The sequence below is a fragment of the Aeromonas crassostreae genome, from assembly GCF_054052445.1.
Window position 1 is genome coordinate 1 of record NZ_JBSTYM010000025.1, and the last position, 25,825, is coordinate 25,825.

Annotated in this window: 23 protein-coding genes and 1 tRNA gene; 14 read left to right on the top strand and 10 right to left on the bottom strand. The window is 63.8% G+C overall.

Translation table 11 applies throughout. From position 1 onward, the window contains the following. Positions 1-14: 14 nt before the first annotated feature. Positions 15-90 (top strand) — tRNA-Val (locus tag ACW5W4_RS16050). 43 nt (positions 91-133) lie between these two features. Here the strand turns inward: ACW5W4_RS16050 and ACW5W4_RS16055 are convergent. Continuing rightward, entirely contained in the window at positions 134-2,239 is a 2,106-nt protein-coding gene (locus ACW5W4_RS16055) for a methyl-accepting chemotaxis protein (RefSeq protein ID WP_456690049.1), read from the bottom strand. A 141-nt stretch (positions 2,240-2,380) separates the two neighbouring features. On the opposite strand from ACW5W4_RS16055, the gene nadA reads away from it, so the two are divergent. Both nadA and ACW5W4_RS16065 read left to right on the top strand, forming a co-directional pair. Further along, positions 2,381-3,454, top strand: a complete 1,074-nt coding sequence (nadA, locus tag ACW5W4_RS16060) for a quinolinate synthase NadA (RefSeq protein ID WP_456690050.1) — start codon at positions 2,381-2,383, stop codon at positions 3,452-3,454. 99 nt (positions 3,455-3,553) lie between these two features. After that, a complete protein-coding gene (locus tag ACW5W4_RS16065) occupies positions 3,554-3,763 on the top strand; it encodes a hypothetical protein (protein WP_456690051.1) in 210 nt (69 codons plus the stop codon). Here ACW5W4_RS16065 and ACW5W4_RS16070 read toward each other — a convergent pair. Both ACW5W4_RS16070 and gap read right to left on the bottom strand, forming a co-directional pair. Then, on the bottom strand, positions 3,756-4,622 hold the full coding sequence (locus tag ACW5W4_RS16070; protein ID WP_456690052.1) for a D-hexose-6-phosphate mutarotase: 867 nt from the start codon (positions 4,620-4,622) through the stop codon (positions 3,756-3,758). The genes ACW5W4_RS16065 and ACW5W4_RS16070 overlap by 8 nt on opposite strands. 84 nt (positions 4,623-4,706) lie before the next feature. Further along, on the bottom strand, positions 4,707-5,702 hold the full coding sequence (gap, locus tag ACW5W4_RS16075) for a type I glyceraldehyde-3-phosphate dehydrogenase (RefSeq protein WP_041992149.1): 996 nt from the start codon (positions 5,700-5,702) through the stop codon (positions 4,707-4,709). 321 nt (positions 5,703-6,023) lie between these two features. Here gap and malQ point away from each other — a divergent pair, with 321 nt between their 5' ends. The 4 genes from malQ (at position 6,024) to msrB (ending at position 13,383) form a co-directional block, all read left to right on the top strand. Then, a complete protein-coding gene (gene malQ, locus ACW5W4_RS16080) occupies positions 6,024-8,213 on the top strand; it encodes a 4-alpha-glucanotransferase (protein WP_456690053.1) in 2,190 nt (729 codons plus the stop codon). A gap of 76 nt (positions 8,214-8,289) precedes the next feature. After that, positions 8,290-10,467 (top strand): 1,4-alpha-glucan branching protein GlgB, encoded by a 2,178-nt coding sequence (gene glgB / locus ACW5W4_RS16085; RefSeq protein ID WP_456690054.1) that lies wholly within the window; start codon positions 8,290-8,292, stop codon positions 10,465-10,467. Next, a complete protein-coding gene (gene glgX / locus ACW5W4_RS16090) occupies positions 10,467-12,548 on the top strand; it encodes a glycogen debranching protein GlgX (protein ID WP_456690055.1) in 2,082 nt (693 codons plus the stop codon). Before glgB ends, glgX begins: the two co-directional genes overlap by 1 nt. A gap of 442 nt (positions 12,549-12,990) precedes the next feature. After that, positions 12,991-13,383, top strand: a complete 393-nt coding sequence (gene msrB / locus ACW5W4_RS16095; RefSeq protein ID WP_456690056.1) for a peptide-methionine (R)-S-oxide reductase MsrB — start codon at positions 12,991-12,993, stop codon at positions 13,381-13,383. Positions 13,384-13,580: 197 nt separating this feature from the next. Here the strand turns inward: msrB and chrA are convergent, their stop codons facing one another. The 4 genes from chrA to ACW5W4_RS16115 form a co-directional block, all read right to left on the bottom strand. Continuing rightward, positions 13,581-14,714, bottom strand: a complete 1,134-nt coding sequence (chrA, locus tag ACW5W4_RS16100) for a chromate efflux transporter (protein WP_456690057.1) — start codon at positions 14,712-14,714, stop codon at positions 13,581-13,583. Between the two features lie 63 nt (positions 14,715-14,777). Continuing rightward, positions 14,778-15,221 (bottom strand): nucleotide triphosphate diphosphatase NUDT15, encoded by a 444-nt coding sequence (locus tag ACW5W4_RS16105; protein ID WP_456690058.1) that lies wholly within the window; start codon positions 15,219-15,221, stop codon positions 14,778-14,780. Positions 15,222-15,612: 391 nt separating this feature from the next. After that, positions 15,613-16,614: an NADP-dependent oxidoreductase gene (locus ACW5W4_RS16110; RefSeq protein WP_456690059.1), complete on the bottom strand. Its 1,002-nt coding sequence runs from the start codon at positions 16,612-16,614 to the stop codon at positions 15,613-15,615. Beyond that, positions 16,611-17,039, bottom strand: coding sequence for an Ohr family peroxiredoxin (locus ACW5W4_RS16115; protein ID WP_456690060.1), 429 nt, complete (start codon positions 17,037-17,039; stop codon positions 16,611-16,613). Before ACW5W4_RS16115 ends, ACW5W4_RS16110 begins: the two co-directional genes overlap by 4 nt. 144 nt (positions 17,040-17,183) lie before the next feature. Between ACW5W4_RS16115 and ACW5W4_RS16120 the strand changes: the two genes are divergently transcribed. The 3 genes from ACW5W4_RS16120 to ACW5W4_RS16130 all read left to right on the top strand — a co-directional run bounded on the left by ACW5W4_RS16120 (position 17,184) and on the right by ACW5W4_RS16130 (position 18,341). Further along, positions 17,184-17,609 (top strand): MarR family winged helix-turn-helix transcriptional regulator, encoded by a 426-nt coding sequence (locus tag ACW5W4_RS16120; RefSeq protein ID WP_456690061.1) that lies wholly within the window; start codon positions 17,184-17,186, stop codon positions 17,607-17,609. Between the two features lie 30 nt (positions 17,610-17,639). Then, complete coding sequence (locus tag ACW5W4_RS16125) at positions 17,640-17,879, top strand: hypothetical protein (protein WP_427260808.1); 240 nt, start codon at positions 17,640-17,642, stop codon at positions 17,877-17,879. A 147-nt stretch (positions 17,880-18,026) separates the two neighbouring features. After that, a complete protein-coding gene (locus ACW5W4_RS16130; protein WP_427260807.1) occupies positions 18,027-18,341 on the top strand; it encodes a hypothetical protein in 315 nt (104 codons plus the stop codon). A 75-nt stretch (positions 18,342-18,416) separates the two neighbouring features. Here the strand turns inward: ACW5W4_RS16130 and ACW5W4_RS16135 are convergent, their stop codons facing one another. Together ACW5W4_RS16135 and ACW5W4_RS16140 are read right to left on the bottom strand one after the other, a co-directional pair. Beyond that, entirely contained in the window at positions 18,417-18,893 is a 477-nt protein-coding gene (locus ACW5W4_RS16135) for an Lrp/AsnC family transcriptional regulator (RefSeq protein WP_041992115.1), read from the bottom strand. A gap of 315 nt (positions 18,894-19,208) precedes the next feature. Then, complete coding sequence (locus ACW5W4_RS16140; RefSeq protein ID WP_427260806.1) at positions 19,209-19,844, bottom strand: helix-turn-helix transcriptional regulator; 636 nt, start codon at positions 19,842-19,844, stop codon at positions 19,209-19,211. Between the two features lie 366 nt (positions 19,845-20,210). Between ACW5W4_RS16140 and ACW5W4_RS16145 the strand changes: the two genes are divergently transcribed. Together ACW5W4_RS16145 and ACW5W4_RS16150 are read left to right on the top strand one after the other, a co-directional pair. After that, positions 20,211-21,452: an MFS transporter gene (locus ACW5W4_RS16145; protein ID WP_456690062.1), complete on the top strand. Its 1,242-nt coding sequence runs from the start codon at positions 20,211-20,213 to the stop codon at positions 21,450-21,452. Positions 21,453-21,517: 65 nt separating this feature from the next. Beyond that, positions 21,518-22,333 (top strand): Cof-type HAD-IIB family hydrolase, encoded by an 816-nt coding sequence (locus ACW5W4_RS16150; RefSeq protein ID WP_456690063.1) that lies wholly within the window; start codon positions 21,518-21,520, stop codon positions 22,331-22,333. 55 nt (positions 22,334-22,388) lie between these two features. Here ACW5W4_RS16150 and ACW5W4_RS16155 read toward each other — a convergent pair whose 3' ends face one another. After that, complete coding sequence (locus ACW5W4_RS16155; RefSeq protein ID WP_456690064.1) at positions 22,389-22,958, bottom strand: DUF2799 domain-containing protein; 570 nt, start codon at positions 22,956-22,958, stop codon at positions 22,389-22,391. Between the two features lie 215 nt (positions 22,959-23,173). Here ACW5W4_RS16155 and ACW5W4_RS16160 point away from each other — a divergent pair, with 215 nt between their 5' ends. Further along, positions 23,174-24,013 (top strand): isopenicillin N synthase family dioxygenase, encoded by an 840-nt coding sequence (locus ACW5W4_RS16160; protein WP_456690065.1) that lies wholly within the window; start codon positions 23,174-23,176, stop codon positions 24,011-24,013. Between the two features lie 221 nt (positions 24,014-24,234). Next, positions 24,235-25,548, top strand: a complete 1,314-nt coding sequence (locus ACW5W4_RS16165; protein WP_456690066.1) for a sodium-dependent transporter — start codon at positions 24,235-24,237, stop codon at positions 25,546-25,548. The last annotated feature ends 277 nt before the right edge of the window (positions 25,549-25,825 follow it).

Genomic DNA, 25,825 nt, shown 5'->3' on the forward strand with positions numbered 1-25,825 from the left:
TGGACAGATTCCCAGGTCGTTTAGCTCAGCTGGGAGAGCACCTCCCTTACAAGGAGGGGGTCACTGGTTCGAGCCCAGTAACGACCACCATATTGAAAAGCCCGCATCGCTGCGGGCTTTTTTGCGTCTGTCGTCAGGTGCGCAGCCGTTCGAGCTCGCCGGCCAGGGTGGTGGCCGCCTGCTCCAGCTCCTCGCTCAGCAGATGGCTGGCACTCGCCTCCTGGCCCAGGGTGGTGGCGGTATCCCCGATGCGCATCAGGTTCTGGTTGATGTCATCGCTGACGGCGCTCTGCTGCTCGGCGGCGCTCGCCACCTGGCTGATGTGATCATGGATCTGCTGGATCTGGGCCACCACCTGGTTGAGCGCCTCGAACGCCTGTTCTGTGCCCTCGACCGTGCTGACCGAGCGGGCAATCCCCGTGCTCATCAGCTGCTGGCTGCTGCTCACCTCGGCTTGCAGGCTGCCGATGAGCTGGCCTATCTCGTCGGTGGATGAGCGGGTCTTGTTGGCCAGGGCCCTCACTTCATCTGCCACCACGGCAAATCCCCGCCCCATCTCGCCGGCCCGCGCCGCTTCGATGGCCGCGTTGAGCGCCAGCAGGTTGGTCTGCTCGGCGATGGCCCGGATCACGTCGAGAATGCGGCTGATATTGGTGCTGCGCTGGGCCACCTGGGCGACCGCCTTGTCCGCCTGATGCATGTCCTCGACCAGGGTGTGGATCTCGCTGCGGGCCCGGCTCAATGTCTGCTGGGCCGTGCTGACATGCTGGGTTGCCGCCTGGGATTCTTGCGCCGCCTGCTCGGCGTAACCCGCCACGCTGACCGCAGTGGTGCTCATCTCGTGCATGGCGCTGACCACGCTCTCCAGCTCCAGACTCTGCTCATCCAGGCTGCTGCGCATGGCATCGGCCGTCTGCTTCATGCCCCTGGCCTGCTGATGAACCTGCTGCCCGATCTGCTTGCTGCCCTGCACCATGGCCCTCAGCTTGCCGAGGAAGGCGTTGAGCTGCCCGCCCAGCTCGATGAGCTCCTGGTGGGTGTCTATTTGCATCCGCTGGGTCAGATCCCCCTCACTGCTGGCGAGGTGGGAGACATGGCGGCTGATGAGGGAGAGGGGGGCCGTGATGCTCTGGATAAACCAGACCAGCAGACCCAGCGCCAGCAGGGTGATGACGACGATGGCCACCAGCTGCTGTTGCTGGGTGGCTTGCAGCAGGCTGGCGAGCTGGTCGCTGATGAGGTTGGCCTGGCTCATGGCCAGCGCCTTGGGCACCTTGATCATCAGCCACCACTGGCTGTCGGCGGCGTCGATCTTGATGGGTTGCTGCAAGATGAAGTCGCTGTCGCTATCCCGGGGCTTGCCGTCCGGTGCCACCAGCCCGGCTTCCGTCAGGGGGCGCCCCAGCTTGTCTGCGTGGCGATTGCTGCCGACGATGAAGCCCATCTTGCTGACCAGGGTCACCTCGGCCTGATTGTCATAGAGGCTCTTGCCAAGGTGCTCCGCCAGTTGCTGGAAGATGGGCAGGTTCATGTCCACACCCGTGATCCCGACAAACTTGCCCTCCTTGAGGATGGGCACCGTCAGGCTGGTCATCAGCATCTGCTTGCCCGGGCTTATCTCGTAGAGATAGGGCTCCATCAGACAGGGGCGAAGGGTGTCACGGCCGCAGAGGTACCACTCGCTGTTGCGAATGCCGAACTCGTTGCGGGAGGTGTCGAACTTGGCTTCGCTGGTTGCCGCGTCTATGGTCTGCTGCGCGATGTCGCCGTTCTGCTCCCGGGTGAAATAGATCTCCAGGCTGCCCTTGCCTGCCACCGAGTGGCTGGCGCCGGTCTGCCACTCGGTATCCTGCCCGTCATAGCCATCGGGTTCGAACTGGGCATAAATGGAGCTGATCCCGTCCGCCTGGCGCAGGCGGCTGCCGAGCAGCAGTTCCACCTGCGGACGGCTTGGCATCAGATCCGGCCGTGCCATGCTGCCCTCCAGCTGCGCCGCCATCCCCAGGGGGATCTGATAGGACTGTTGCAGCAGATCGGCAATTTGCACGGCGTAGCGTTCGGCCTGGAATTGCAGGGTGCGCGACACCTCCTGTTCCAGAGCGCCTCGGGTCTGGGTCACTATCTCATCGCGCAGGGTGTTCAGGGAGGAAGACTGCATCAGCGTCATGGCGACGCCACTGGCGAGGAAGAGCCCCAGCGTCAGCAGCAACAACTTGGTCTTGAGCGAGCGTTGTTTCATTCGACAACTCCTTTTGGCAAGAATGACAACGAATTATCCGGACATGGTCTGACCGTTGTACTGTACTGGATTTGTTGATGGGTTTGTGCGCGGCTTCTGGTTATAATTTTGACCTTTCCAAGCGTTGATGGAACAGTCGCAATGAGCAATGCACTGAGCAGTATTCCTCCCGTGGTTGAGATGGATTACCCCTTCCCGGCCAAACCCGTCCCCTTGAGTCAGGCCGAGAAGAGCCGTTTCATCGAGGAGATCAAGGCACTCTTGGTCGAACGGCAGGCCGTGCTGATCGCCCATTACTACACGGATCCCGAGATCCAGGCCCTGGCCGAGGCCACCGGCGGCTTCGTCGGCGACTCCCTCGAGATGGCCCGCTTCGGTCGCGACCACGCCGCCCAGACCCTGATCGTGGCCGGGGTGCGTTTCATGGGGGAAACCTCCAAGATCCTGAGCCCTCACAAGCGGGTGCTGATGCCGACCCTGAAGGCGGAGTGCTCCCTCGATCTGGGCTGTCCCATCGACCAGTTCTCCGCCTTCTGCGACGCCCATCCGGATCACATCGTCGTGGTCTACGCCAATACCTCGGCGGCGGTGAAGGCGCGGGCCGACTGGGTGGTCACCTCCAGCATAGCGCTCGAGATCGTTGAACATCTGGACAGCCAGGGCCACAAGATCATCTGGGGCCCGGACCGTCATCTCGGCGCTTACATCGAGAAGAAGACCGGTGCCGAGATGTTGCGCTGGCAGGGGCACTGCATCGTCCATGACGAGTTCAAGGCCCGCGCCCTGCGCGAGCTGAAAGAGCAGAATCCGGACGCCGCCGTGCTGGTGCACCCGGAATCGCCGGCCTCCGTCATCGAACTGGCCGATGCGGTGGGTTCCACCAGCCAGCTGATCAAGGCGGCCCGCGAGCTGCCCCAGCAGAAGCTGATCGTGGCCACCGATCGCGGCATCTTCTACAAGATGCAGCAGGCCTGTCCGGACAAGGAGATGGTCGAGGCACCGACCGGGGGTGATGGTGCCACCTGTCGCAGCTGCGCCCACTGCCCCTGGATGGCGATGAACGGCCTGGCGGCCATCAAGGAGGCGCTGACCGAAGGCGCCGAGCAGCACGAGATCCTGGTGGACGAGGCGCTGCGCATCAAGGCCCTGATCCCGCTGGATCGCATGCTGGATTTTGCCGCCGAGCTCAAGCTCAAGGTGCAGGGCAACGCCTGAGTCATGGCGCCGTGAATGCAAGGAGGGCACCCCAGGGGTGCCCTCCTTCGTTATGGGCGCCGTGTCGCCTTGGCTTCAGATGATCACGGTGGAGAAGCTGTGCTCCTCGTCCGGATCGACGGTGACGCCGGCGTCGGCCGTGATGGCCGCCTCGACGCCGAGGTTGGAGTGATAGCCCTCATCGCCCGCCCTGGGATCAGAGGATCACGGTGTGGAGAGGCTGTGCTCCTCGTCCGGGTCGGCGGTGATGGCCGCCTCGACGCCGAGGTTGGAGTGATAGCCCTCATCGCTCGCCCTAGGATCAGATGATCACGGTGGAGAAGCTGTGCTCCTCGTCCGGATCGACGGTGACGCCAGCCTCGGCCGTGATGGCCGCCTCGACGCAGAGCATGGTGCGATAGCCGTCGTCGCTCATGTCGGCCATGGCGGTGGCGCCCTGTGCCCAGGGATTCCAGACCACCACGCTGTCGTGGTTGCCGCTCACCACCCGGGTGGTGCGATCGCCATCCTGGACCCTGACCATGGCCTCGGGCTGGCGATAGATGCGATCCATGGCCGCCGTGAGCGCCAGGGGACCCTGCTGCTGCGCATCCTGACCGGTCAGCTTGTCCTGGTAAGGTTCGCCCAGCCCGGTCACGCTCACCGCTTGCGGGGCGCTTATCTGCAGATAGGTGTGCAGGGCCGCATTGTAGCTGAGAGGCGTCTTGCCGGTATTGCGGGTGGTCAGCACCAGGGAGAGCTCCTTGCCCACCAGCACGTCCAGCTCCAGGGCGAAGGCATGGGGCCAGAGCGCCAGCGTCTCGTCATCCTCCGCCAGAGAGAGGTGCACCAGGGTGCCGTCCTGGTGATCACTCACCCCATCCAGGGTCCAGAACCGGGTACGGGCGAAGCCATGGGCGGGCTTGCCGTCGCCGACCCTGGCCGGAGCCGGACCGAACCAGGGCCAGCAGACGGGAATGCCGCCGCGGATCGGCTTGCTGCCATCGAGCACGGCACGGTCGCTGAGCCAGAGGGAGGCGGGTTCGCCATGGCGCTGATAGCTCAGCACATGGCCGCCGAACAGACTGATCTCCGCCTGGGCCTGATCGTTGTGGATGGTGAGGATGGGCAGCCCGGCTGCGTTGTTGGCGAGCTGACAGTGGGCGGTCAGGGGGCGAGTGGATTGCATGGGGACTCCTGTCATCGAGGGAGAGAAAAACAAAAAGGCGGCCAATGGCCGCCTTTTTCATGCTACGCGAACGCGCATCCCAAATTACTTGGAGATGTGAGCGATCAGGTCCAGGACCTTGCTGGAGTAGCCCATTTCGTTGTCGTACCAGGAGACGACTTTCACGAAGGTCTTGTTCAGCTGGATACCAGCCTTGGCGTCGAATACGGAGGTCTGACGCTCACCCAGGAAGTCGGTGGAAACCACTTCGTCTTCGGTGTAGCCCAGCACGCCCTTCATGGCGCCTTCGGAAGCGGCTTTCATCGCTTCACAGATTTCGGCGTAGGAGGCTTCTTTCTTCAGGTTGACGGTCAGGTCAACAACGGATACGTCCGGAGTCGGTACGCGGAAGGCCATGCCGGTCAGCTTGCCGTTCAGTTCCGGGATAACGACGCCAACAGCCTTGGCAGCACCGGTAGAGGACGGGATGATGTTCTGAGCCGCACCGCGGCCACCGCGCCAGTCTTTGGCAGACGGACCATCAACGGTCTTCTGGGTAGCAGTGGTAGCGTGGACTGTGGTCATCAGGCCGGACTCGATACCGAAGGTGTCGTTCAGAACCTTGGCGATGGGGGCCAGGCAGTTGGTGGTGCAGGAAGCGTTGGAAACGATGTCCTGGCCAGCGTAGGAGTCCTGGTTGACACCCATTACGAACATGGGGGTGGCGTCTTTGGACGGACCAGTCAGAACCACTTTCTTGGCGCCGGCAGCGATGTGCTTGCGAGCGGTCTCGTCGGTCAGGAACAGACCGGTGGCTTCGGCAACAACGTCAACACCGATCTCGCCCCATTTCAGGTTGGCCGGGTCACGCTCGGCGGTAACGCGTACGGTTTTGCCGTTGACAACCAGGTTGCCGTCTTTGACTTCAACGGTGCCCTTGAAGCGGCCGTGAGTGGAGTCGTACTTCAGCATGTAAGCCATGTAGTCAACGTCGATCAGATCGTTGATACCGACCACTTCGATGTCAGCACGCTCGGCGGCCAGACGGAAGACGAAACGGCCGATACGGCCAAAACCGTTAATACCTACTTTGATAGTCATATTTGGTTACCTAACTGTTCAGTAGTCAAAGAAAATTCCGTTTGTAAATTTACTAGAACTCCCCCGTGAGTCAACCAACAATCTGTCTGAAATTGCGCTATATCATGAAAAACTGTGAAATTTATTTTCTGTTTATGTAACTGACTACCAGTTTTTGTCGAAAGAGATAACCCAATAGTGCCTGCCTTGTCACACAACCTCTGGGCCAGATGTGTAAAAATAGCCGCGGTTTGACGTGGCCAAGACGCCAGCGTTTGAGCCCGATCCATAAAAATTAAACAAAATAGTATAGACAGAATCCACAGCGGGAATTCTCAAACTATGACCACCCTGATTGAACAGCTGGCTGCCGCCAAAGGCATCGCCAGCGAGTATGTTGATGCCTGGGGCCAGCCGGCCCTGGTGTCCGAAGAGAGCAAAGTCGCCATGCTGGGCGCCATGGGTTACCGCGTCGATGACGAGGCCGCCCTGAGCGAGCAGTTGGAGCAGGAACACCGCCAGCATTGGCTGCATCCCCTGGATCCCGTGATGGTGGTGCGCAGCGGTGAGCCCATCACCCTGGAAGTCCGTCTGCCCATCGATTTCGTCAACGACGCCCTGCACTGGCAGCTCGCGTTGGAGCAGGGGGGGCTGTTGTCCGGTCAGATCACCCCCATCGAGGGCGAACTGGTCGGCGTGGCCGAATTCGAAGAGATGGAGTGTCAGGCCTATCGGGTCGCGCTGGATGCCCAGCCCGGGCTGGGTTATCACCAGCTGACCCTGCTGGAAGAGGGCAACGACGAGCCGCTCGCCAGCCTGCGCCTCATCGTCGCGCCCAAGGCATGCTTCAAGCAGGCTCCCATCGCCGAAGGGCGCAAGGTGTGGGGCCCGAGCGTGCAGCTCTACTGCCTGCGCAGCCGCACCAACTGGGGCATAGGCGACTTCAGCGACCTCGGCCAGCTGGTCGAGAAGGCAGCCGCCTGGGGCGCCCACTTCGTGGGTCTCAACCCCATACACGCCCTCTATCCGGCCAACCCCGAGAGCGCCAGCCCCTACAGCCCCTCTTCCCGTCGCTGGCTCAACCTGGCCTATATCGACGTGGAGGCGGTGCCCGAGTTTCTGGCCAACGAGCGACTCAAGGCCGAGGTGGCGACCCCTGCCTTCCAACAGCACCTGTCCGACCTGCGCGCCAAGGAGAACGTCGATTACACCGGCGTCATCAAGACCAAGATCGGCATGCTGCGTCAGGTGTTCGACCAGGCCAGCTTCAGCCCAGAGCGTCAGGCCAGCATCGATGCCTTCGTGGCGGCCGGCGGCGACAGCCTGCAACAACAGGCGGCCTTCGATGCCCTGCAGGCCCACTTCTACGCCAAGGGCGAGAATGCCTGGGGCTGGCCGGTCTGGCCGGAACAGTTCCGTGACTACCACAACCCCGCAGTGGCGGCCTGGATGGCGGAGCACCAGCAGGACGTGACCTTCTACCTCTATCTGCAATTCCTGGCCGATGAACAGCTTGCACAAGCGGACTCCCGTGCCAGGGCGGCCGGCATGGTGATGGGGATCTACCGGGATCTGGCGGTAGGGGTCTCCGAAGGCTCCACCGAGATCTGGGCCAACCGGGATCTCTACTGCCCGAAGGCCTCGGTCGGCGCGCCCCCCGATATCCTGGGGCCCCTCGGCCAGAACTGGGGCCTGCCTCCCATGAACCCGAACCAGCTGTTCGAGGCGGCTTACCAGCCCATGGTGGATCTGTTCCGTGCCAACATGCGTGCCTGCGGCGCGCTGCGCATCGACCACGTGATGGCCTTGCTGCGCCTGTGGTGGGTGCCGCCCGGTGAGTCCGCCGCCAAGGGGGCCTACATCTATTACCCGGTCAACGACCTGCTGGGGATCCTGGCGCTCGAATCCCACCGCAACCAGTGCCTGCTGATCGGGGAAGATCTCGGCACAGTGCCGGAGGGCATAGATGTCACCCTCAAGGAGAACGGGGTGCACTCCTACAAGGTGTTCTTCTTCGAACGCTCCAAGGATGACGGTGGCTTCATCTCCCCGGCCCACTATGCCGAGCAGGCAATGTCCGCCCTGACCACCCACGACATGCCGACCCTCAAGGGCTTCTGGCATTGCGATGATCTGGCCCTGGGTCGTCAGCTTGGATTGTATCCGGATGAAGACGTCCTCAAGACCCTGTATGCTGATCGCCACCAGGCCAAACAGCGGATCCTCGACAGCCTGCACGCCCATGGGGTCATCTCTGACGACATCAGTCACGACGTGAACTGGGTCGGCATGAACACCGAACTCAACCATGGTCTGCAGCTGCACATGTCCCGCGGCAGCTGCGCCCTGTTCAGCACCCAGCTCGAAGACTGGCTGGAGATGGACAAACCGGTCAACGTGCCGGGCACCAGTTATGAATACCCGAACTGGCGTCGCAAACTCTCCACCGATCTGGAGGACATCTTTGCCAATGACGCGCTCAAGGCGCTGGCAGGCAAGATGACCCAGGCCCGCGATGAGGCCAGTCGTTGAGTCGCATTACCATGACTCGCTTACATCCGTTCGGACCCAGGTCCGGGCGGATGCTCTGCTATCAAAGGATGTTTTTATGTTTGTTGAACATTTGGCTGCGGCCCGTTGTGCCGATCCCTTCTCTCACCTTGGCCTGAGTGCCAATCCGGATGGCCCCGGTCTGCGGTTGAGAGCCTGGTTGCCCGATGCGCTCGAGGTCCGGGTCAAGGATCTCAAATCGGGCAAGATAGTCGCCACCCTCAACCCCAGCGACCAGCCAGGTTTGTTTGAAACTGTTTTCACCCGCCGCAAGAATCCCTTTCCCTATCAGTTACTCGTCCGTTACGCCGACGCCACCTCCGAGCTTGTCGATCCCTATCAGTGCCAGGATGCCGCCTGGACCGGCCTGGCCGAGCTGACGGCCGCCCCCGAACATCTCTACCAGACCCTGGGGGCCCAGCTCACCACCATAGATCTCCTGGGCAAGCCCGTCGCCGGGGTGCGTTTCGCCGTCTATGCCCCGAGCGCCACGGCGGTGAGCCTGATCGGCGACTTCAACTTCTGGGATGGCCGCCGTCACCCCATGCAGCGCAGCCTGTGCGGTCACTGGGTGCTGTTCGTGCCCGGCCTCACGGCGGGGGCGCGCTACAAGTTCGAGCTCAAGGATCCCATGGGCAACCGGCTGCCCCACAAGAGCGATCCGGTCGGTTTCTATTGCGAGCAGTATCCGTCGTTTGCCTCCGTGGTGTACGACCACGAGCAGTATCAGTGGCAGGATGGTGACTGGCAGGCGCGCCAGGGCGGCGACAAACGCCAGCAGCCGCTCTCCATCTATGAACTGCACGTGGGCTCCTGGAAGCGCCATTCCAACGGCGACAGCCTGAACTGGCGCGAGCTGGCCAGCGAGCTGGTCGGCTATGTCACCGATATGGGTTACACCCACATCGAGCTGATGCCGGTTTCCGAGCACCCCTTCAGCGGCTCCTGGGGCTATCAGCCGGTGGGCATGTTCTCCCCCACCAGCCGCTTTGGCAGCGCCGATGACTTCAAATATTTCGTCGACCAGTGCCACCAGGCGGGCATAGGCGTCATCCTGGACTGGGTCCCGGCCCATTTCCCGTCCGATGCCCATGGCCTGGCCCGTTTCGACGGCACGCCGCTGTATGAGTACGAGGATCCGCGCCGGGGCTGGCACCCGGACTGGAACTCCTACATCTATGATTTCGGTCGCAATACGGTACGCCAGTTCCTGGTGGCGAGCGCCCTCTACTGGCTCGACAAGTTCCACATCGATGGCCTGCGGGTGGATGCGGTCGCCTCCATGCTCTACCTGGATTACTCCCGCAATGCCGGTGAATGGGTGCCGAACGTCGATGGCGGCAACCACAACTACGAGGCGATCAGCCTGCTCAAGTGGTTCAACGAGGCGGTCTACGACCAGTATCCCAATGCGGTGACCATCGCCGAGGAGTCCACCGCCTTTCCCGGCGTCTCTCGCCCCACCTTCCTGGGGGGATTGGGGTTTGGTTTCAAGTGGAACATGGGCTGGATGCACGACACCCTGAGCTACATGCAAAAAGAGCCAATCCATCGCCGCTATCACCACAACGAGATGACCTTCGCCATGGTGTACCACTATGACGAGAACTTCATCCTGCCGCTCTCCCACGACGAGGTGGTGCACGGCAAGCACTCCCTGCTCTACAAGATGCCGGGCGACGAGTGGCAGCAGGCCGCGAACCTGCGCGCCTACATGGGCTACATGTATGGCCACCCTGGCAAGAAGCTCAACTTCATGGGCACGGAAATCGCCCAGAGCAGCGAGTGGAACCATGATGCCCAGCTGCCCTGGCAGCTGCTGCAGTTCCCGAAACACGCGGGGCAGCAGGCCCTCATCCGCGACCTCAACCGCCTCTATCGCAGCGAACCCGCCCTGTTCGAGGCGGACCACGAGCGCCAGGGATTCCGCTGGCTGGATCACAACGACGCCGACAACAGCATACTGGCCTGGCTGCGGGCCGATCTGGCGGGCGAGACACCCGTGCTTATCGCCAGCAACTTCACCCCGGTGCCGCGTCAGCGCTACCGGTTGGGAGTGCCGACGGCCGGCCACTACCGGGTCTTGCTCAACACGGACAGCGAGCATTACTGGGGCAGCAACTATGATGTGGGCGTGGTGTTTGTCGCCGAGCCGACCCCCTGGCAGGGCATGGCGCACTCCATAGTGCTGGATCTGCCACCGCTCGCGACCTTGTTTATCAAACAGGAGTCCTGATGCTCGACATAGTGAAGGGAAGTGGCCTGCGCCTCGGGGCCTGGCTCGATGATGAGGGGTGCGAGTTCTGTGTCTGGGCTCCGCGGGCCGAACTGGTCGAGCTCTGTCTCTACGACGAGCAGGAGCAGGAGACGGCGCGGCTGGTGCTGCCCGGACGGCGGGGCCAGTACAGCTTCGGCCATGTGAGCGGCATCAAGGCGGGGCAGCGCTACGGCTATCGCGTCTATGGGGATCCCCAGGATGGCCTGCTGTTTGACGGCGACAAGCTGCTGCTCGACCCTTACGCCCGCGCCCTCTCCCGCCCGCTGCGCTGGGATCCCGAGCTGTATGAGGGAGACAGCGCCCCCATGCAGGCCAAGTCGGTGGTGGTCCAGGATGATTTCGACTGGCAGGGGGTCACCAAGCCTGGGATCCCGAACCAGCAGACCATCCTCTACGAGGCCCATGTCAAGGGATTCACCAAGCTGCATCCGGCCATTCCCGAGGCCGAGCGTGGCACCTACCTGGGCATGTGCCATCCCCATATCCTGGCGCACCTCAAGGCGCTGGGGATCAGCTCGCTGCAGCTGATGCCGGTGGCGGCCTTCATGGCCGAACCCAGGCTGGAACAGCTGGGGCTGACCAACTACTGGGGCTACAACCCGGTCGCCTTCTTCGCCCCCGAGCCGCGTTACGCCGTGGCGGATGCGGTGACCGAGTTCAAGACCATGGTGCGCGAGCTGCACCGGGCCGGGATCGAGGTGATCCTGGACGTGGTCTACAACCACACCGCCGAGTCGGGCTTCGATGGCCCCATGCTGTCGTTCAAGGGATTCGACAACGCGGGCTACTACGCGTTCGAGGCGGGGGCCCATGGCCCGGACTACAGCCGCCACGCCAACGTCACCGGCTGTGGCAACAGCGTCAATCTGGATCACCCCAACAGCCTGCGCCTGGTGCTCGATGCCCTGCGCTACTGGGTGACCGAGATGCAGGTGGATGGTTTTCGCTTCGATCTGGCGGTGACCCTGGCCCGGGAAGTGGGGGAGTTCGAACCCATGGGGGCCTTCTTCAAGGCGGTGATGGCCGATCCCGTGCTCGCCGGGGTCAAGCTGATCGCCGAACCCTGGGACATAGGCCCGTTCGGCTATCGGCTCGGCCAGTTTCCCAGCCAGTGGCAGGAGATCAACGATCGCTACCGGGACACGGTGCGCGCCTTCTGGCGCGGGGATGGCGGCAAGATGGCGGAACTCGCCACCCGGCTGATGGGATCGAGGGATCTCTTTCCGAAGAATTGGCGAGCGCCCCACACCAGCGTCAACTACCTCTGCTATCACGACGGCTTCACCCTGGATGACATGGTCTCCTACAACCAGCGCCACAACCAGGCCAACGGTGAGGACAACCGGGACGGCCATGGCCACAACCTCTCCTACAACCACGGGGTGGAGGGGCCCACCCTGGATCCGCGCATCAACAACCTGCGCCAGCAGCAAAAGCGCAACCTGATCGCCACCCTGTTGCTCTCCCAGGGGACGCCGCACTTTCTCGGTGGGGATGAGATGGGGCGTAGCCAGCTTGGCAACAACAACGCCTACTGCCAGGACAACCAGATAAGCTGGGTCAACTGGCAGTGGCGGCCGGAGGATGAGCGGCTGCTCGCCTTCACCCAGCAGATGATGGCCCTGAGGTCCGAGTCCGAGGTCTTCTCCAATCTGCGCCTGTGTGACGACGACTGGTTCGGGCCTCAGGCGAACTGCCACAGAGTCGACTGGTATCACCCGGATGGCCACAGCCTCACGGAGCAGGATTGGCAGGCCCCCATGGGGCAAGCCTTCGCCATGGACATTGGCGCGCTGGACGAGGAGGGGGAGCGCTGGCTGGTGCTGTTCAACGCCAGCGGTTACGACATCCAGTTTCGGCTGCCCCCCCCGGGGGAGGGCATGGAGTGGATCCAGACCATAGACACGGCCACCAACGATGGCCTGCCCTTCCTGCCGGACGACATCAAGCGCCAGGTGGCGGTGGGACGGGCCCACTCCCTCAAGTTGCTGGAGCGGGTCCCCCAGGTGGCGGAGTCCAGCGGTCATCATGCCCCCTGACCCCAGGGGGCGATATCGCGCCGCAGTTGGCTGTCATCATGCTCTCTGGCAGCCGGGGGCGATATCGCGCCGCAGTTGGCTGTCATCATGCTCTCTGGCAGCCCGGGGCCGATGTCGCGCTACAGGCGGCGGTCATCATGCTCTTTGACCGCCCAGGGCCGATGTTGTGCTACAGGTGGCTGTCATCATGCTCTCTGGCAGCCGGGGGCCGATGTCGCGCTACAGGCGGCGGTCATCATGCTCTCTGGCAGCCCGGGGCCGATGTCGCGCTACAGGCGGCGGTCATCATGCTCTTTGACCGCCCAGGGCCGATGTCGTGCTGCCGACGGGATCACAAACTCGCATGTCCGGACATTGTGTGGGGTGGAGTCGGTGAGGCTGGCTGGTTATGCTGTGGCTCCCGTCACCGACAGTGTGACCGACCAAGTGCCACGGAGGCTGGATGAGTGCAAGAAACCCCGAGGCCTGGCGCCAGCGCCTGACCCCGGAGCAGTACCATGTCTGCTGGGAGAAAGGGACCGAGCGGCCCTATAGCGGAGCCCTGCTGCACAATCGCAAGAGCGGTGACTACCTCTGCACCTGCTGCAAGAGCGTGCTGTTCCATTCCGATGCCAAGTTCGACGCCGGCTGCGGCTGGCCCTCGTTCGATCGGGCCATCGAGGGGACAGTGACCTGGACAGAGGACAACAGCCACGGCATGAAACGGGTGGAGATCACCTGCAGCGGGTGCGGCTCCCATCTGGGCCATGTCTTCCCCGACGGGCCGACCGAGACGGGCCAGCGCTACTGCGTCAACAGCCTGAGCCTGGAGTTCGAGCCCACACCCGACCCCTGAGGTCCCCTGAAATGAAACATGGCGCCTTCCCTTGGGAAGGCGCCATTTTTTTAGCGGGCTTGTCCATGGCCATCAGGTCAGCGGTGGATTATCCCCCATCAGCAGGGCGGTCAAGGCTGGCATCGGCTGCTTTATGGGATCAAGCCAGCAGCGGGTTCTGCCCTCCATAAGCAGAGCTGAATCTTCTTGATGGGCCATCAGGCCAGCAGCAGGCTGCACCCCATGAGCAGGGCGGCCAGGGCCAGCACGGGCAGCTTGATGACGCGCAGCAGGAAGAGGGCAAGGGCGGCGAGGGCCAGATCCCGGGGGGTGAGCACGGCGCTCTGCCAGATGGGCTGGTAGAGGGCGGCCAGCAGCAGGCCGACCACGGCGGCATTGATGCCGGCCACGGCGCCCGCCAGCTTGGGCCTGGCCAGCAGGGATTGCCAGCAGGGGCCAAGGGCCCACAGCAGCAGGAAGCCGGGCAGGAACAGGGCCAGGGTGGCGAGCAGGCTCCCCAGCAGCGCCTGCTGCGGCAGCAGCAGGGCGCCGAGGTAGCTGGCCAGGGTAAACATGGGGCCGGGTACCAGCTGGGCCAGACTGTAGCCGGTCAGGAACTGGCTGGCCCCAAGGGTCTGGCCCGCGCTCTCCTCCAGCAGGGGCAGCACCACATGGCCGCCGCCAAACACCAGGCTGCCCGCGCGATAGAAGTCGGCAAGCAGGCGGCCGGGCTCGGTGGCAGTCAGCAGGGGCAGGCCGAGAAACAGCAGGGCAAACAGGATCAGGGTCGGCCAGTGGGGGCCCTGCCAGGGGGGCACGGGCGCCGTGCTCGCCATGGCCTGACGGGCGCAGATCAGGGCTCCGGCCAGCAGCATCAGCAGCTGGGTGAACAGCCCGGGTTGCCACCAGAGGGCGGCGGCGGTCGCCACCATGATCCCCTGGGTGAGACTGTCCCGGCAGAACTGGCGGGCCATGGTCAGCACCGCATCGGCCACCACCACCAGGGCCAGCAGCTTGAGGCCGTGCAGGGCCGCATCCAGCCAGAGGTTGGCCGTTAGCCGCTCGAGACCGAGGGCGGCGAGCAGCAGCAGCAGGAAGGAGGGCAGGGTGAAGCCGACGAAGGCGGCCAGCGCCCCGCCCAGACCCGCCCGGTGGCGGCCGATGGCGAAACCGAGCTGACTGGAGGCGGGCCCAGGCAGCAGCTGGCACAGGGCCAGCAACTGGGCGAATTCGCCCTGGCTGAGCCAGCCCAGGCGCGTGACGAAGGTGCGCTGGAAGTAGCCGATATGGGCGGCGGGGCCACCGAAGCTGGTGCAGCCCAGCCAGAGGAACTGGAGGAAAACCGGGATCATGGCGCTCTGCTCACGATGGGGGTGACAAGGGGAGTGTCAGGATATGACAGCCTGATGTCATTTTTATGACGACGCTTGCGGCTGCACGGGCTGATAGCTGGTCCCGGCGAGCCAGCAGGCGATGGCCTGGCGGCTGGCATCGAAGTGGGGCTCGGGCAGGGCACGGGGGTCGCACCAGCGCCACTGCTCGCACTTGTCCGGCTCGCGCAGCTCGGGCTCACCGCTCACCTCGGCCAGCAGGGCGACGGAGACATAATGCAGGCCGCTCTCGCGCCAAGTCTCCAGATTGTTGCTCACCGCAACGACCCTGGGGTTGTGGATGGTGAAGCCGGTCTCTTCCTCTACCTCGCGCACCGCCGCCGACTCGAAACTCTCGCCAAGCTCCAGGTGGCCGCCGGCGATGGACCAGTAGGGGGAGTGGCTCCCCTTGCGCTTGCCGATCAGTACCTGTCCCCGGGGATTGACCAGGATGACGCCGATCCCGACGCGGGGGTAAGGAGTAGACATGTTAGTTCCTCGTGGTGGCTTTATTTATATGAAGACATGAAAGACGGTGTTGCCTGACCAGGATGACGTTGATGTCGACCCCCGACGCGGGGGTAAGGAGTAGACATGTTAATTCCTCGTGGTGGATTGATATGAAGGCATGAAAGAAGGTGTTGCCTGACCAGGATGACGCTGATGTCGACCCCCGACGCGGGGGCAAGGAGTAGACATGTTAATTCCTCGTGGTGGATTGATATGAAGGCATGAAAGAAGGGGTCGCCTGACCAGGATGACGCTGATGTCGACCCCCGACGCGGGATAAGGAGTAGACATTTGAGTTCCTCGCTGAATGAAAAACGGGACCACATTAGAACCTGTGGACCCGTTTCGCAAGCCGCCAGCGGGGAGGCTGTCAATCCAGCTTGATCAGCATCTTGCCGGTATTGCGCCCCTCGAACAGGCCGATGAAGGCGGCAGGCGCCTGCGCCAGTCCCTGATAGACGGTCTCGCTGGCCTGCAGCTGGCCCTGTTCGAAGGCGGGCGTCACCTCGGCCAGGAAGTCGCCATAGTGCTGCCAGTGATCGAAGACGATCAAGCCCTGCATGGTGAGGCGCTTGCGGATGATCTGGGAGAGGTTGCCCGGTCCCCCCTGACCCGCGCCATTGTACTGGTCGATGAGGCCGCACATGACGATGCGGCCGTTGACCACCATGTGATCCAGCGCGGCCTCCAGCATGGCGCCCCCCACGTTCTCGAAGTAGACATGGATCCCCTCGGGGGCCAGGCGCGCCAGTTCACCGGCCAGATCCTGGGTCGTCTTGTAGTTGATCACCCCATCTATGCCCAGGGCTTCGAGGGCGGCTATCTTGTCGGCCGAGCCGGTGGAGCCGATGACGCGGGCGCCGGCCAGCTTGGCCAGCTGCACCACCATGGATCCCACGGCCCCCGAGGCGGCGGAGACCAGCACGGTTTCACCGGCCTGCAGGCGGGCTATCTTGTGCAGGCCGACCCAGGCGGTCATGCCCGGCATGCCGAGGGCGCCGAGGAAGCGCTGGGGCGGCAGCGAGCTTTGCGGCAAGCGGGTGAGGGCGGCGCCAGGGGCGATGAAGCGATCGCGCCAGCCCTGCATGCTGCTGACCTTGTCGCCGATGGCAAAGTCCGGATGGCGGGAGGCGAGCACGGTACCGACGGCGCCGCCGTCGAGGGCGCTGTTGAGGGCGAAGGGTGGCACATAGCTCTTGGCCTGGGACATGCGACCCCGCATGTAGGGATCCACCGACAACCACTGGTTGCTGACCTCAACCTCCCCATCGTTCAGAGGAGGCAGGGCCACCTCGGCCAGGGTGAAATCGCTCGGGCTGGGCAGGCCGTTGGGGTAGCGCAGCAGGTGGATCTGGTGGCTGATCTGGCTCATTTGGTTTCCTCCAGCAGGCGGCCGTTGAGCAGCAGGCGGGTGGCGACATTGCCCCGCATGGCATTGGCGAAGGGGCAGGTCTGGTGGGCCTGGCGCACGATTTGCTCGGCGAGCTCCCCGGCCAGCGTCACCTCCAGCAGGATGGCGAAGGTGAAGGTGCCATCGGCGCGAGCCAGCAGATCGACCGTGGTGGCGACGGGGGCGCTGGCAAGGGGCGTGCCCATAGCCTTGGCCACATGCAGCAGGGCGTTGGAGAAGCAGGCGGCATACCCGGCCGCCAGCAATTGTTCCGGGTTGTTGCCTTGGCCGTTGCCGCCGAGGGCGGCAGGCAGGGCCAGGGCCAGTTGCAGGGTGCCGTCCTGGGTGTGGACTTCCCCGTTGCGACCGGCCTGGGCCAGCGCCTGGGTGCGATAGAGGCTCTTCATGATGATGGCGTCTCACTATTGTTTGTGTGCAAAGTAAATTCAGGCTAATGTCGTGGCACGCTTTTGACAACTACTTTGTGTGCAAATTATTTGGGTGGTGATTAATCTTGGGTATACTGGCCCCCCAGTCAGCGAGGTAGTGCCATGAGCGAATTGAAGAAGCAGGTCTGTTTTGCCCTCTACAGCGCCGCCAATGCGGTGATGCGTGCATACAGGCCCCTGCTGGATCGGCTGGATCTCACCTACACCCAATATCTGGTGATGCTCTCCCTCTGGGCCGAAGACGGGGTCAACCTCAAGCAGATTGGCCAGGATACCGGGCTGGATGCAGGCACCCTGACCCCCATCGTCAAGCGGCTGGAGAGCAAGGGCTGGCTCACCCGCATGGTGTCGACGGAAGACGAGCGGCAAAAATGCGTGGTGCTGACCGACGCGGGGCGAGCCTTGCAGGCCGAGGTGCGCGCCTGCTGCCTGGCCGACAACTTGCGCAATCAGGTGGACTTGAACGATGCTGAGCTGACCCAGCTCAAGGGGCTGTGCGATCGCATCTCGCGCCAGCTGGGTCGCTGAAGCCCATCCGGCAACCTGAGGAGATCATGGATGAAAGCAACAAGCCGACTGGCCCCCTTGCTGGGGCTCTTGCTGGTGGCCTGTGGCGGCTCGGGCCAGCATGCCCGCCCGCTGGAGATAGAGGATGCCGACGCCTGGCGCGCCACCTGCAAGGATGGTACCCGGGTCAAGGCGGTGCGCGAGCAGGGGATCTGTGACCATCATCATGGGGTGGCCATGTGGATGAATAAGCCAGGGAAGGCTGCCACGGCAGAGGAAGCCACCAAATGAGGGGAGATCCTCATCACAAAATGACGAAACCGACCGCCCTGGTCGGTTTTTTTCGCGATCCCGCCAGCAGTTTGCCCGACTGTTCATGGTGCACTCAGTTTTCTCTTCCCATACTGGTTTCACAGTCCCGCAAGAGGAGTACCAAATATGCAACATTGGGTCGGGCTCTCCATCTTATGGGGGCTAGCCAGTTTCGGCGTGCAGGCGGATTTCATCGAGAGCCGGGATCCGGTAGAGCCGCTCTGGCATGCCCAGTCCCAGGTCGAGATGGAAGGCTACTTGATTGAATCCCTTGGTGAGGGGCGCTGGCTGTTCGATACCGGCTCCGACAGCCTGCTGGTGGAGTTGCCCCAGGGGCGGGTGGCCGCCCCCGATGAGCGGCTGCTGCTGAGCGGTGCCCCGCGTCAGGAGGCGGAAGGCTGGTTGTTGCAGGTCGAGGACGTCAGCACGGTCGCGACCTGACCGCCAGCGCAGGCAGGCACGATGAAAAAGAGGAGGCCATGGCCTCCTCTTGTCGTTTCCGTCAAGCCCCGGCCCTCAGCCGAGGTGATTGAGGGGGAGTGCCGTCTTGTGCTTGATGCGGCGCAGCACGAAGCTGGATCTCACCCCGGTCACCCCGGGAATATGGGTCAGCTTGTCCAGCAGGAAGTGCTGGTAGTGCTCCATGTCCCGCACCACCACCTTGAGCTGGTAGTCGGCATCGTTGCCGGTGATCAGGTCGCACTCGAGCACCTCGGGCAGGGCGGAGATGGCGGTATCGAAGTTCTCGAATCGCTCCGGGGTATGCCTGTCCATGGAGATGTGGATGTAGGCGGTGAGGGTGAGCCCCAGCTGGCGGGCGTTGAGCAGGGTGACATGGGTATCGATGAGTCCCGCATCCTCCAGCGCCTTGACCCGGCGCGAGCAGGGAGAGGGGGAGAGGCCGACCAGTTCGGCCAGTTCCAGGTTGCTGATGCGGCCATTCTCCTGCATCAACTCCAGAATATGGCGGTCGATACGATCCAGTTTCAGCATGCTTTGCCACCTTGTCGCAATGTTTGATTGTATTTTCATAGGTTAAGGGTGAGTCATTGCAAAAACAACCGAAAAGAACAGGATCTTCGCAACCACTCTCCCGGGCGGCTTCGGTACTATGAACTCATCAAACGGTGGTCAGGCAGCGGCAGCATCCAGCCCCTGAGGCGACGAGTTCAACCGGACTCCTAGCACCACGAGACGTCACGCCTTATCGGGCCATGACCGACAGATACGGGCTTACCGGTCCGTAAAAAGCAACAAAGCAGGCCTCCCGGCGCCTGCTTTGTTGCTTTTTGCGTGCCGGAACCCGGCTCAGGCTGCGGCTGCTGGATGGGGCGGGCGGATGCGATAGAGGCAGCGGTGATCGCCGCTGAGCAGGTACTCCTCCCGTTCGACCCGGGCCGGGGCCAGCAGCTCGGCGAAGATGGCCAGCTCGCTTCGACAAAACCCCTGACAGCCCCGTGCCGCCACGCAGATGGGGCAGTGGCTCTCCCACAGCAGCCAGCTGCCATCCTCCTCCTGGCGTGCCTCGGCCATATAGCCTTCCCGGGTGCGCAAGACGGCCAGTGCGCCCACTCGCTGCGCCAGAGGCAGGCCGGCCAGCTCTGCCCGGTAGCGCCCCAGCTGCTGTTGCTCCCGCTCGGCGATCACCTTGTCCAGTCCACTCTCTCCAAACAGCTGCTGCACGGTTTCAATCAGGCGCAGGGTCAGCTCGCCGTGGCCATCGGGGAAGCGTTGCCAGGCCTGCTCGGTCAGCTGCCAGAGCCGGCTCGGTCGGCCCCGGCCCCTGGCCTCATCCCGAAAGCTCACCCAGCCGTCGGCCTCCATGGCGTGCAGGTGCTGGCGGGCCCCCATGGACGTCATCTGAAGCTGCTCCCCCAGGGCGGCGGCGCTCTGGGGGCCTTGGGTCTTGAGCAGATGGAGTATCTTGTCGGTGCTGGCGTTCATGTTGTGGCTCTGCTTATCGGCATCGGGTTATCGGGCGGCGCTCGTCGACAGCGGCGGCGCCCTGGGGGATCCACGGCATCTCGAGCAGGTGAAGCATCCGGTCGGTGCTGGCGTTCATGTTGTGGCTCTGCTTATCGGCATCGGGTTATCGGGCGGCGCTCGCCGGCAGCGGTGGCGCCCTGGGGGATCCACGGCATCTCGAGCCGGTGAAGTATCTGGTCGGTGCTGGCGTTCATGGCATCCCCGATTGCTGCGCCTGATGGGAATTATGGGCAGGCGGATGATTTAAATCAACAATTAACTTTACAAAATAGCCGCCGCTCACCAGTATAAATAAACTTTTAACTTTACATAATGGTGAGTGCAATGGAGAGCCGCAAAGACAAGGCGAGTCTGTGGGTATTGGTGATGACGGTGACCCTGGCGGTGGCGGGCTTCAGCCTGCCCTCTCCGGTGCTGGCGCCCCTGATGCTGGATCCCGGCCAGGGCATGCTGACCCCCGACGCCTCGGACTGGAGCCGCAAGGTGTGGCTCGGCGTCGTGATGGGGCTCTATCCCCTGTTTCAGCTGCTGGGAGCCCCCTGGCTTGGCAGGCTGTCGGATCGCCATGGTCGCAAGCCCATACTGACCATCTGCCTGGTCGGCGTCTTGGCAGGCTATGCCTTGATGGCGCTGGGGATCGCCTGGCGCTCCCTGCCGCTGTTGCTGCTTAGCCGGGTGCTGGAGGGCTTCTTCAACGGCAATATCGCCATCGTGCAGGCGATGGCGGCGGACATGAGCACCCCCAAGAGCAAGGCCCACAACTTCGCCATGATCAACATCGGCATGAACCTGGGCTGGGTGCTGGGCCCCATGATAGGGGGCTATGCCGCCGTCATCTCGGGAGATTACAGCATGGCGGCCTGGCTGGCGGTAGGGATGACGGTGGCCAACCTGCTGCTCGCCCTCTGGTTGTTGCCAAATCGCCCCCCGCTGCCGCAGGCGAGCGAGACGCCCCGCCTGTCGAGCCGCGCCCTGCTGCGGGTCCCCGCTCTGCTGCCCTACTTCGCCCTCACCCTGGTAAGCTACGGCGCCGTGCAGCTCTATTTCAGCTACTTCAATGTCTGGCTGGTGGACGAGCTGGCCTGGGATCCGGTGCAGCTGGCCCAGGGGGCCGTGCTGGTGAGCGTGCCCATGATGCTGGGATCCTGGTTGGGGAGCCGGTTGGCCCGCCACTGGCGCGGCAGCACCCTTGGCATCGTCGGTCATCTGGTGATGGCGGCGGGCATGCTGATGTTCATCCTGCCGAGCCAGTGGTGGGGGTTGGCGCTCACCTTCATTCCCGCCGGCATCGGCATGAGCCTGGGGGAGCTGGCGACCTCGGTGGCCATCTCCAACCGCAGCCATGCCAGCCAGCAAGGGCAGGCCATGGGGCTGTATCGCGGCATCGCGGTGGGCAGCGAGATCCTCGCCGTGGTGCTGGGCAGCCTGGCGCTGCTGGCGGGCAACCAGTGGCCCTTCTATCTGGCGGCGGGGGCCGGCCTGCTCTGCGCCCTGGGATTTTATGCCCTGCGCCGCCGGGCCGACAGGCGCAGGCAGATCACAGAATGGGCGACCCAGGCGGGATGAGGCTTGCATCGGGGTCGGGAGTCTGGGAATTTATCCCCTTCGTGGCTCAGCAGATGGGAGGGGATATGACGCAGTACAAGGCGATCGCTCTGGACATGGATGGCACCTTGTTGACCCGGGATCACAGGATCTCCAGTGCGACCAGGGCGGCGCTGGCCGAGGCCAGATCCCGTGGCATCAAGGTGCTGCTGGTGACGGGTCGCCACTTCATGACGGCGCGCCCCTTCCACCATGATCTGGGGCTGGATACCCCCATCATCTGCAGCAACGGCGCCTATCTCTACGACCCCGCAGGGGACAGGATCCTCTGCGGCGATCCCCTGGCCAGCGCGCCCCTGAGCCACCTGCTGGCCGCCATGGCCGAGGAGGAGATCGAGGCCCTGGCCCACCTCTCCCACGGCATAGGCCACATCGGCTGCGAGCCCTATGTCACCCGGATCCGCGACTGGTCGGCCAATGCGGCGCGGCAGCACAGGGTGCAGTTGCTGCCCCAGACCTGCGCCGACCTGCTGGCCCAGCCCCAGGTGTGGAAGCTGGAGCTGTTTGGTCAGGAGCCGGCCCGGCTGCACGACTTCGTCAGCCGGGTGGTGGGATCGCTGCCCTTCACCCAGGATTGGGCGGCGCCCTATGCGGTCGAGCTGGTGAAACCCGGTTGCAGCAAGGGCAACCGGCTCGCCCAGTGGGCGGCGGGGGAGGGGATCCCCCTGGAGCAGGTGGTGGCGTTTGGCGACAACAACAACGACATCAGCATGTTCGAGCGGGTCGGGCTGGCGGTGGCCATGGGCAATGCGGCCCAACAGATCCAGGGGATGGCCCACAAGGTCACGGCGGATCACAACGAGGATGGCATCGCCCTGGGGCTGGCACGCTGGGTACTCTGATCCCTCTGATCAGAGAGGCCCATGGTGCATCATCGGCCTCTTTTTCTGGGGCTGGCTACAGCTTGAACTCTATGACCCTGGGGGGATAGCGCAGGCGGTTGTACTCCCGGCGCAAGGCCGCATCGCGGCGCAGGGCCCGCTCCCTCTGATAGCGATAGCCGTCGCGCCTGGCGCTGTCGTCCTCATTGCGGATCAGCTGCTCGAGCTGGCGTATCTCCCGCTCATTCTGGCCGATGGCCTGGGCCAGCTCGTCGAGGCGGGCGGCGAGCTGATACTCCCGCTGGCCACGCTCGAACTGGCGCAGGAAGGTCTCGTCATGGGGGCAGACCCCCTGATACTCCTCCCCGTTGCGCCCCTTGCGATAGGCGAGTTCCGGGATGCAGTAGAGCTCAAGTCCCTTCTGGTAGCCTCGCTGCCACTCCCCCAGATCCGCCGCTATCCCGTGTTCGCCGCAGCGCTCGGCGTACCCCTTGCCCGCATCCGGCGCCTTGCCCTGTTCGCCGTCGGCAAAGCCCAGGTTGTACCAGCTCATGGCGGCGCACTCCTCCCGGGAGAGGCTGCTGCAGCCCCCCAGCAGCAGGCAGAGGGTGAGCAGGACGGCTCGTGATCCCGTGGTTGTCATCATGGTTGCACTCCTTGCGGTGTCGCAGACGGCGGTGTGTGGTGGGATGCGCATTCTAGGAGTCGGCAGGCCCGGGGACAAGGGGCTGCGTCTGCCCCGGCACGGCGTCTGTCCCGGCACGGCCAGGGCGTGGCGACGAGATGGCGGGCAAGGCTTCTCTTGCGAGCGGCATGAGGGTAAACTTGCGGCCACTTTTTAACAGCCATGCAACAACGCACATGAAAGTCCTGACCGTCGACTACCGGGCCCCCGATGCCGCCCAACGCTTCACCGAATCCCTGCGCACCACCGGCTTCGGTGTGCTGACCCATCACCCCATTCCCAAGGAGCTGGTACAGGGGATCTACGACAACTGGTATCGCTTCTTCATGAGCGAACGCAAGCAGGATTTTCTGTTCAACCGGGAGACCCAGGACGGCTACTTCCCGCCGTCGGTGTCCGAGGTGGCCAAGGGCCACAGCCAGAAGGACATCAAGGAGTATTTCCACCTCTACCCCTGGGGTCAGATGCCGGAAGAGCTGAGGGCCCAGGCCATGGAGTACTACCAGCTGGCCAACAACCTGGCCGCCGAGCTGCTGGGTTGGGTCGAGCAGTACACCCCGAGCGATATCGCCGCCAACTACAGCTGCCCGCTCTCCTCCATGATCGAAGAGAGCCAGAAGACCCTGCTGCGGGTGCTGCACTACCCGCCGTTCGACGGCACCGAGGCGCCGGGCGCCATTCGGGCCGCCGCCCATGAGGACATCAACCTGCTGACCATACTGCCCGCCGCCAACGAGCCGGGCCTGCAGGTGAAGGGAGCCGACGGGGAGTGGATGGACGTGCCCTGCGACTTTGGCACCCTCATCATCAACATCGGCGACATGCTGCAGGAGGCCTCCGCCGGTTACTACCCCTCCACCACCCACAGAGTCATCAACCCGACCGGCGGCAGCGCCAGCAAATCCCGCATCTCACTGCCGCTGTTCCTGCATCCGCGCCCGGACGTGGTGCTCTCGGAGCGTCACACCGCCCACAGCTACCTGATGGAGCGGCTGCGGGAGCTCGGGGTGATCTGAGCCGGCCGGCCCGCTTATCCTGCATCAAAACCGGAGCATCTTTGCTCCGGTTTTTATTGTTGGCATCATTGTCTTTAAAGTGGAGATTTATTGGTGATTCCTGCCAATTATTCCGCATTAATGCCAGATTTCATCGTTGTGATTGCGCAGCCCCTCCCTTACTCTGGCCGCCGCTTTTCGCCAGCGGCATCCCAGGCCCTGGCCCTGACCCCGGAGTTCATATGCAGCAGTCCCAATGGTCATCCCGGCTCGGCTATATCCTCGCCGCCGCGGGATCGGCAGTCGGCCTCGGCGCCATCTGGAAGTTTCCCTATGTGACGGCCGCCAACGGCGGGGGGGCCTTCCTGCTGGTGTTCCTGCTGTTCAGTTTCACCCTGGGGGTGGCGGTGCTGATGGGAGAGACCCTGCTCGGCAGCCTGAGCCGCCGCGGAGTGGTGGGGGCCATGGCCAGCCTGGCGGGCCCGCGCTGGCGCTGGCTCGGCGCCATGGGCCTGCTGTGCAGCCTGCTTATCTTCTGCTTCTACAGTGTGGTGGGGGGCTGGACCCTGGGCTACACCGCCATGGCTCTGTCCGGCAGCCTCAACAGCGGTGATGGCGCCGCCCTCACCGCCCGCTTCAACGACTATGTGGCGGATCCCCTCTGGCCCGTGCTCTCTCACCTGGCGTTCGCGGCCCTCGCCTGGTGCTGCGTGCAGGGCGGGGTGCAGAAGGGGGTGGAGCGCACCCTGCGCTGGATGATGCCGAGCCTGCTGGTGATGATGCTGCTGCTCGCCGTCGTCGGATTGACTTTGCCCGGCGCCATGGCCGGGGTGCGCCACTTCCTGCTGCCGGATTTTGACAAGCTCGGCATGGAGGGGGTGCTCGATGCCCTGGGGCTGGCCTTCTTCTCCCTCTCCATCGGCCTTGGCATCCACACCACCTATGGCGCCTACCTGCCTTCCAGCGAAGGGGTGGGGCGCTCCAGCCTCTGGGTGGTGCTGCTGGCCAGCCTGATCGCCGTGCTGGCGGGGCTGATGATCTTCCCCGTGCTGGCGGCGACCGGCATAGATCCCACCGCCGGGCCCGGGCTCACCTTCATGACCATGCCGGCGGTGTTCCAGCAGCTCCCCTTCGGCCAGGGGCTGGCCAGCCTCTTCTTCGCCCTGCTGGTGGTGGCGGCGCTCTCCTCGGCCATCTCCCTGCTCGAGCACCTGCAATGCTTCGTCGGCGAGAGCTGGGGCTGGCGGCGGCGCAGCAGCTGCACCCTGATCATCGCCCTGGTGATGGCGGGGGGCATACCGGTCAGCCTCTCGTTCGGCCCCTGGTCCGGGGTGACCCTGTTTGGCAAGAACATCTTCGAGCTGCTCGATTTTGTCACCTCCAACCTGATGATGCCGCTGTTCGGTCTCGGTCTCACCCTGCTGCTGGGGTGGCGGCTGGGCCGCACCATCCTGCCCCGGGGGCTGGGCCAGCCCTGGCAGGGGCTGCTGCTGGGAGGGTGGCGCTGGCTGGCGCCCCTGCTCATCGGCGGCATCCTGATCCGCGGCCTGGGGTGAGGGCTTGGATGCGGCCAGTGTGCCGGCCGCAGAAACGGCGAGCGGTGACGGCGCCGACTCGATCAAACCCTGCCTTGAGTGAGAAATCGGGATTTTTCAACTGATTTTGCCGAGAATGTTCGACAGGATCTGTCAACTTGCCTTGCCATGGTTTAGGCTGTCGCCCACTCGTTTTCCGGGCCCTATGCCATGGCATGGGCCCCGCGCTATGCAGTCGTTCCAGTTGTGTCCATACGAGGCCGTCCTGGGCGGGCTGAGGAGCCGGATCTTGTTGCAG

Bases quoted from the DNA above. Each gene is read 5' to 3' on its own strand.
- ACW5W4_RS16160 (WP_456690065.1), top strand. From the start codon at position 23,174: ATGAAAGTCCTGACCGTCGACTACCGGGCCCCCGATGCCGCCCAACGC.
- glgB (WP_456690054.1), top strand. From the start codon at position 8,290: ATGTTTGTTGAACATTTGGCTGCGGCCCGTTGTGCCGATCCCTTCTCT.
- ACW5W4_RS16120 (WP_456690061.1), top strand. From the start codon at position 17,184: ATGAGCGAATTGAAGAAGCAGGTCTGTTTTGCCCTCTACAGCGCCGCC.
- ACW5W4_RS16150 (WP_456690063.1), top strand. From the start codon at position 21,518: ATGACGCAGTACAAGGCGATCGCTCTGGACATGGATGGCACCTTGTTG.
- ACW5W4_RS16070 (WP_456690052.1), bottom strand. From the start codon at position 4,622: ATGCAATCCACTCGCCCCCTGACCGCCCACTGTCAGCTCGCCAACAAC.
- ACW5W4_RS16110 (WP_456690059.1), bottom strand. From the start codon at position 16,614: ATGAGCCAGATCAGCCACCAGATCCACCTGCTGCGCTACCCCAACGGC.
- ACW5W4_RS16165 (WP_456690066.1), top strand. From the start codon at position 24,235: ATGCAGCAGTCCCAATGGTCATCCCGGCTCGGCTATATCCTCGCCGCC.
- ACW5W4_RS16125 (WP_427260808.1), top strand. From the start codon at position 17,640: ATGAAAGCAACAAGCCGACTGGCCCCCTTGCTGGGGCTCTTGCTGGTG.
- glgX (WP_456690055.1), top strand. From the start codon at position 10,467: ATGCTCGACATAGTGAAGGGAAGTGGCCTGCGCCTCGGGGCCTGGCTC.
- ACW5W4_RS16105 (WP_456690058.1), bottom strand. From the start codon at position 15,221: ATGTCTACTCCTTACCCCCGCGTCGGGATCGGCGTCATCCTGGTCAAT.
- ACW5W4_RS16115 (WP_456690060.1), bottom strand. From the start codon at position 17,039: ATGAAGAGCCTCTATCGCACCCAGGCGCTGGCCCAGGCCGGTCGCAAC.
- chrA (WP_456690057.1), bottom strand. From the start codon at position 14,714: ATGATCCCGGTTTTCCTCCAGTTCCTCTGGCTGGGCTGCACCAGCTTC.
- nadA (WP_456690050.1), top strand. From the start codon at position 2,381: ATGAGCAATGCACTGAGCAGTATTCCTCCCGTGGTTGAGATGGATTAC.
- ACW5W4_RS16140 (WP_427260806.1), bottom strand. From the start codon at position 19,844: ATGAACGCCAGCACCGACAAGATACTCCATCTGCTCAAGACCCAAGGC.
- msrB (WP_456690056.1), top strand. From the start codon at position 12,991: ATGAGTGCAAGAAACCCCGAGGCCTGGCGCCAGCGCCTGACCCCGGAG.
- ACW5W4_RS16145 (WP_456690062.1), top strand. From the start codon at position 20,211: ATGGAGAGCCGCAAAGACAAGGCGAGTCTGTGGGTATTGGTGATGACG.
- malQ (WP_456690053.1), top strand. From the start codon at position 6,024: ATGACCACCCTGATTGAACAGCTGGCTGCCGCCAAAGGCATCGCCAGC.
- ACW5W4_RS16130 (WP_427260807.1), top strand. From the start codon at position 18,027: ATGCAACATTGGGTCGGGCTCTCCATCTTATGGGGGCTAGCCAGTTTC.
- gap (WP_041992149.1), bottom strand. From the start codon at position 5,702: ATGACTATCAAAGTAGGTATTAACGGTTTTGGCCGTATCGGCCGTTTC.
- ACW5W4_RS16135 (WP_041992115.1), bottom strand. From the start codon at position 18,893: ATGCTGAAACTGGATCGTATCGACCGCCATATTCTGGAGTTGATGCAG.
- ACW5W4_RS16055 (WP_456690049.1), bottom strand. From the start codon at position 2,239: ATGAAACAACGCTCGCTCAAGACCAAGTTGTTGCTGCTGACGCTGGGG.
- ACW5W4_RS16155 (WP_456690064.1), bottom strand. From the start codon at position 22,958: ATGATGACAACCACGGGATCACGAGCCGTCCTGCTCACCCTCTGCCTG.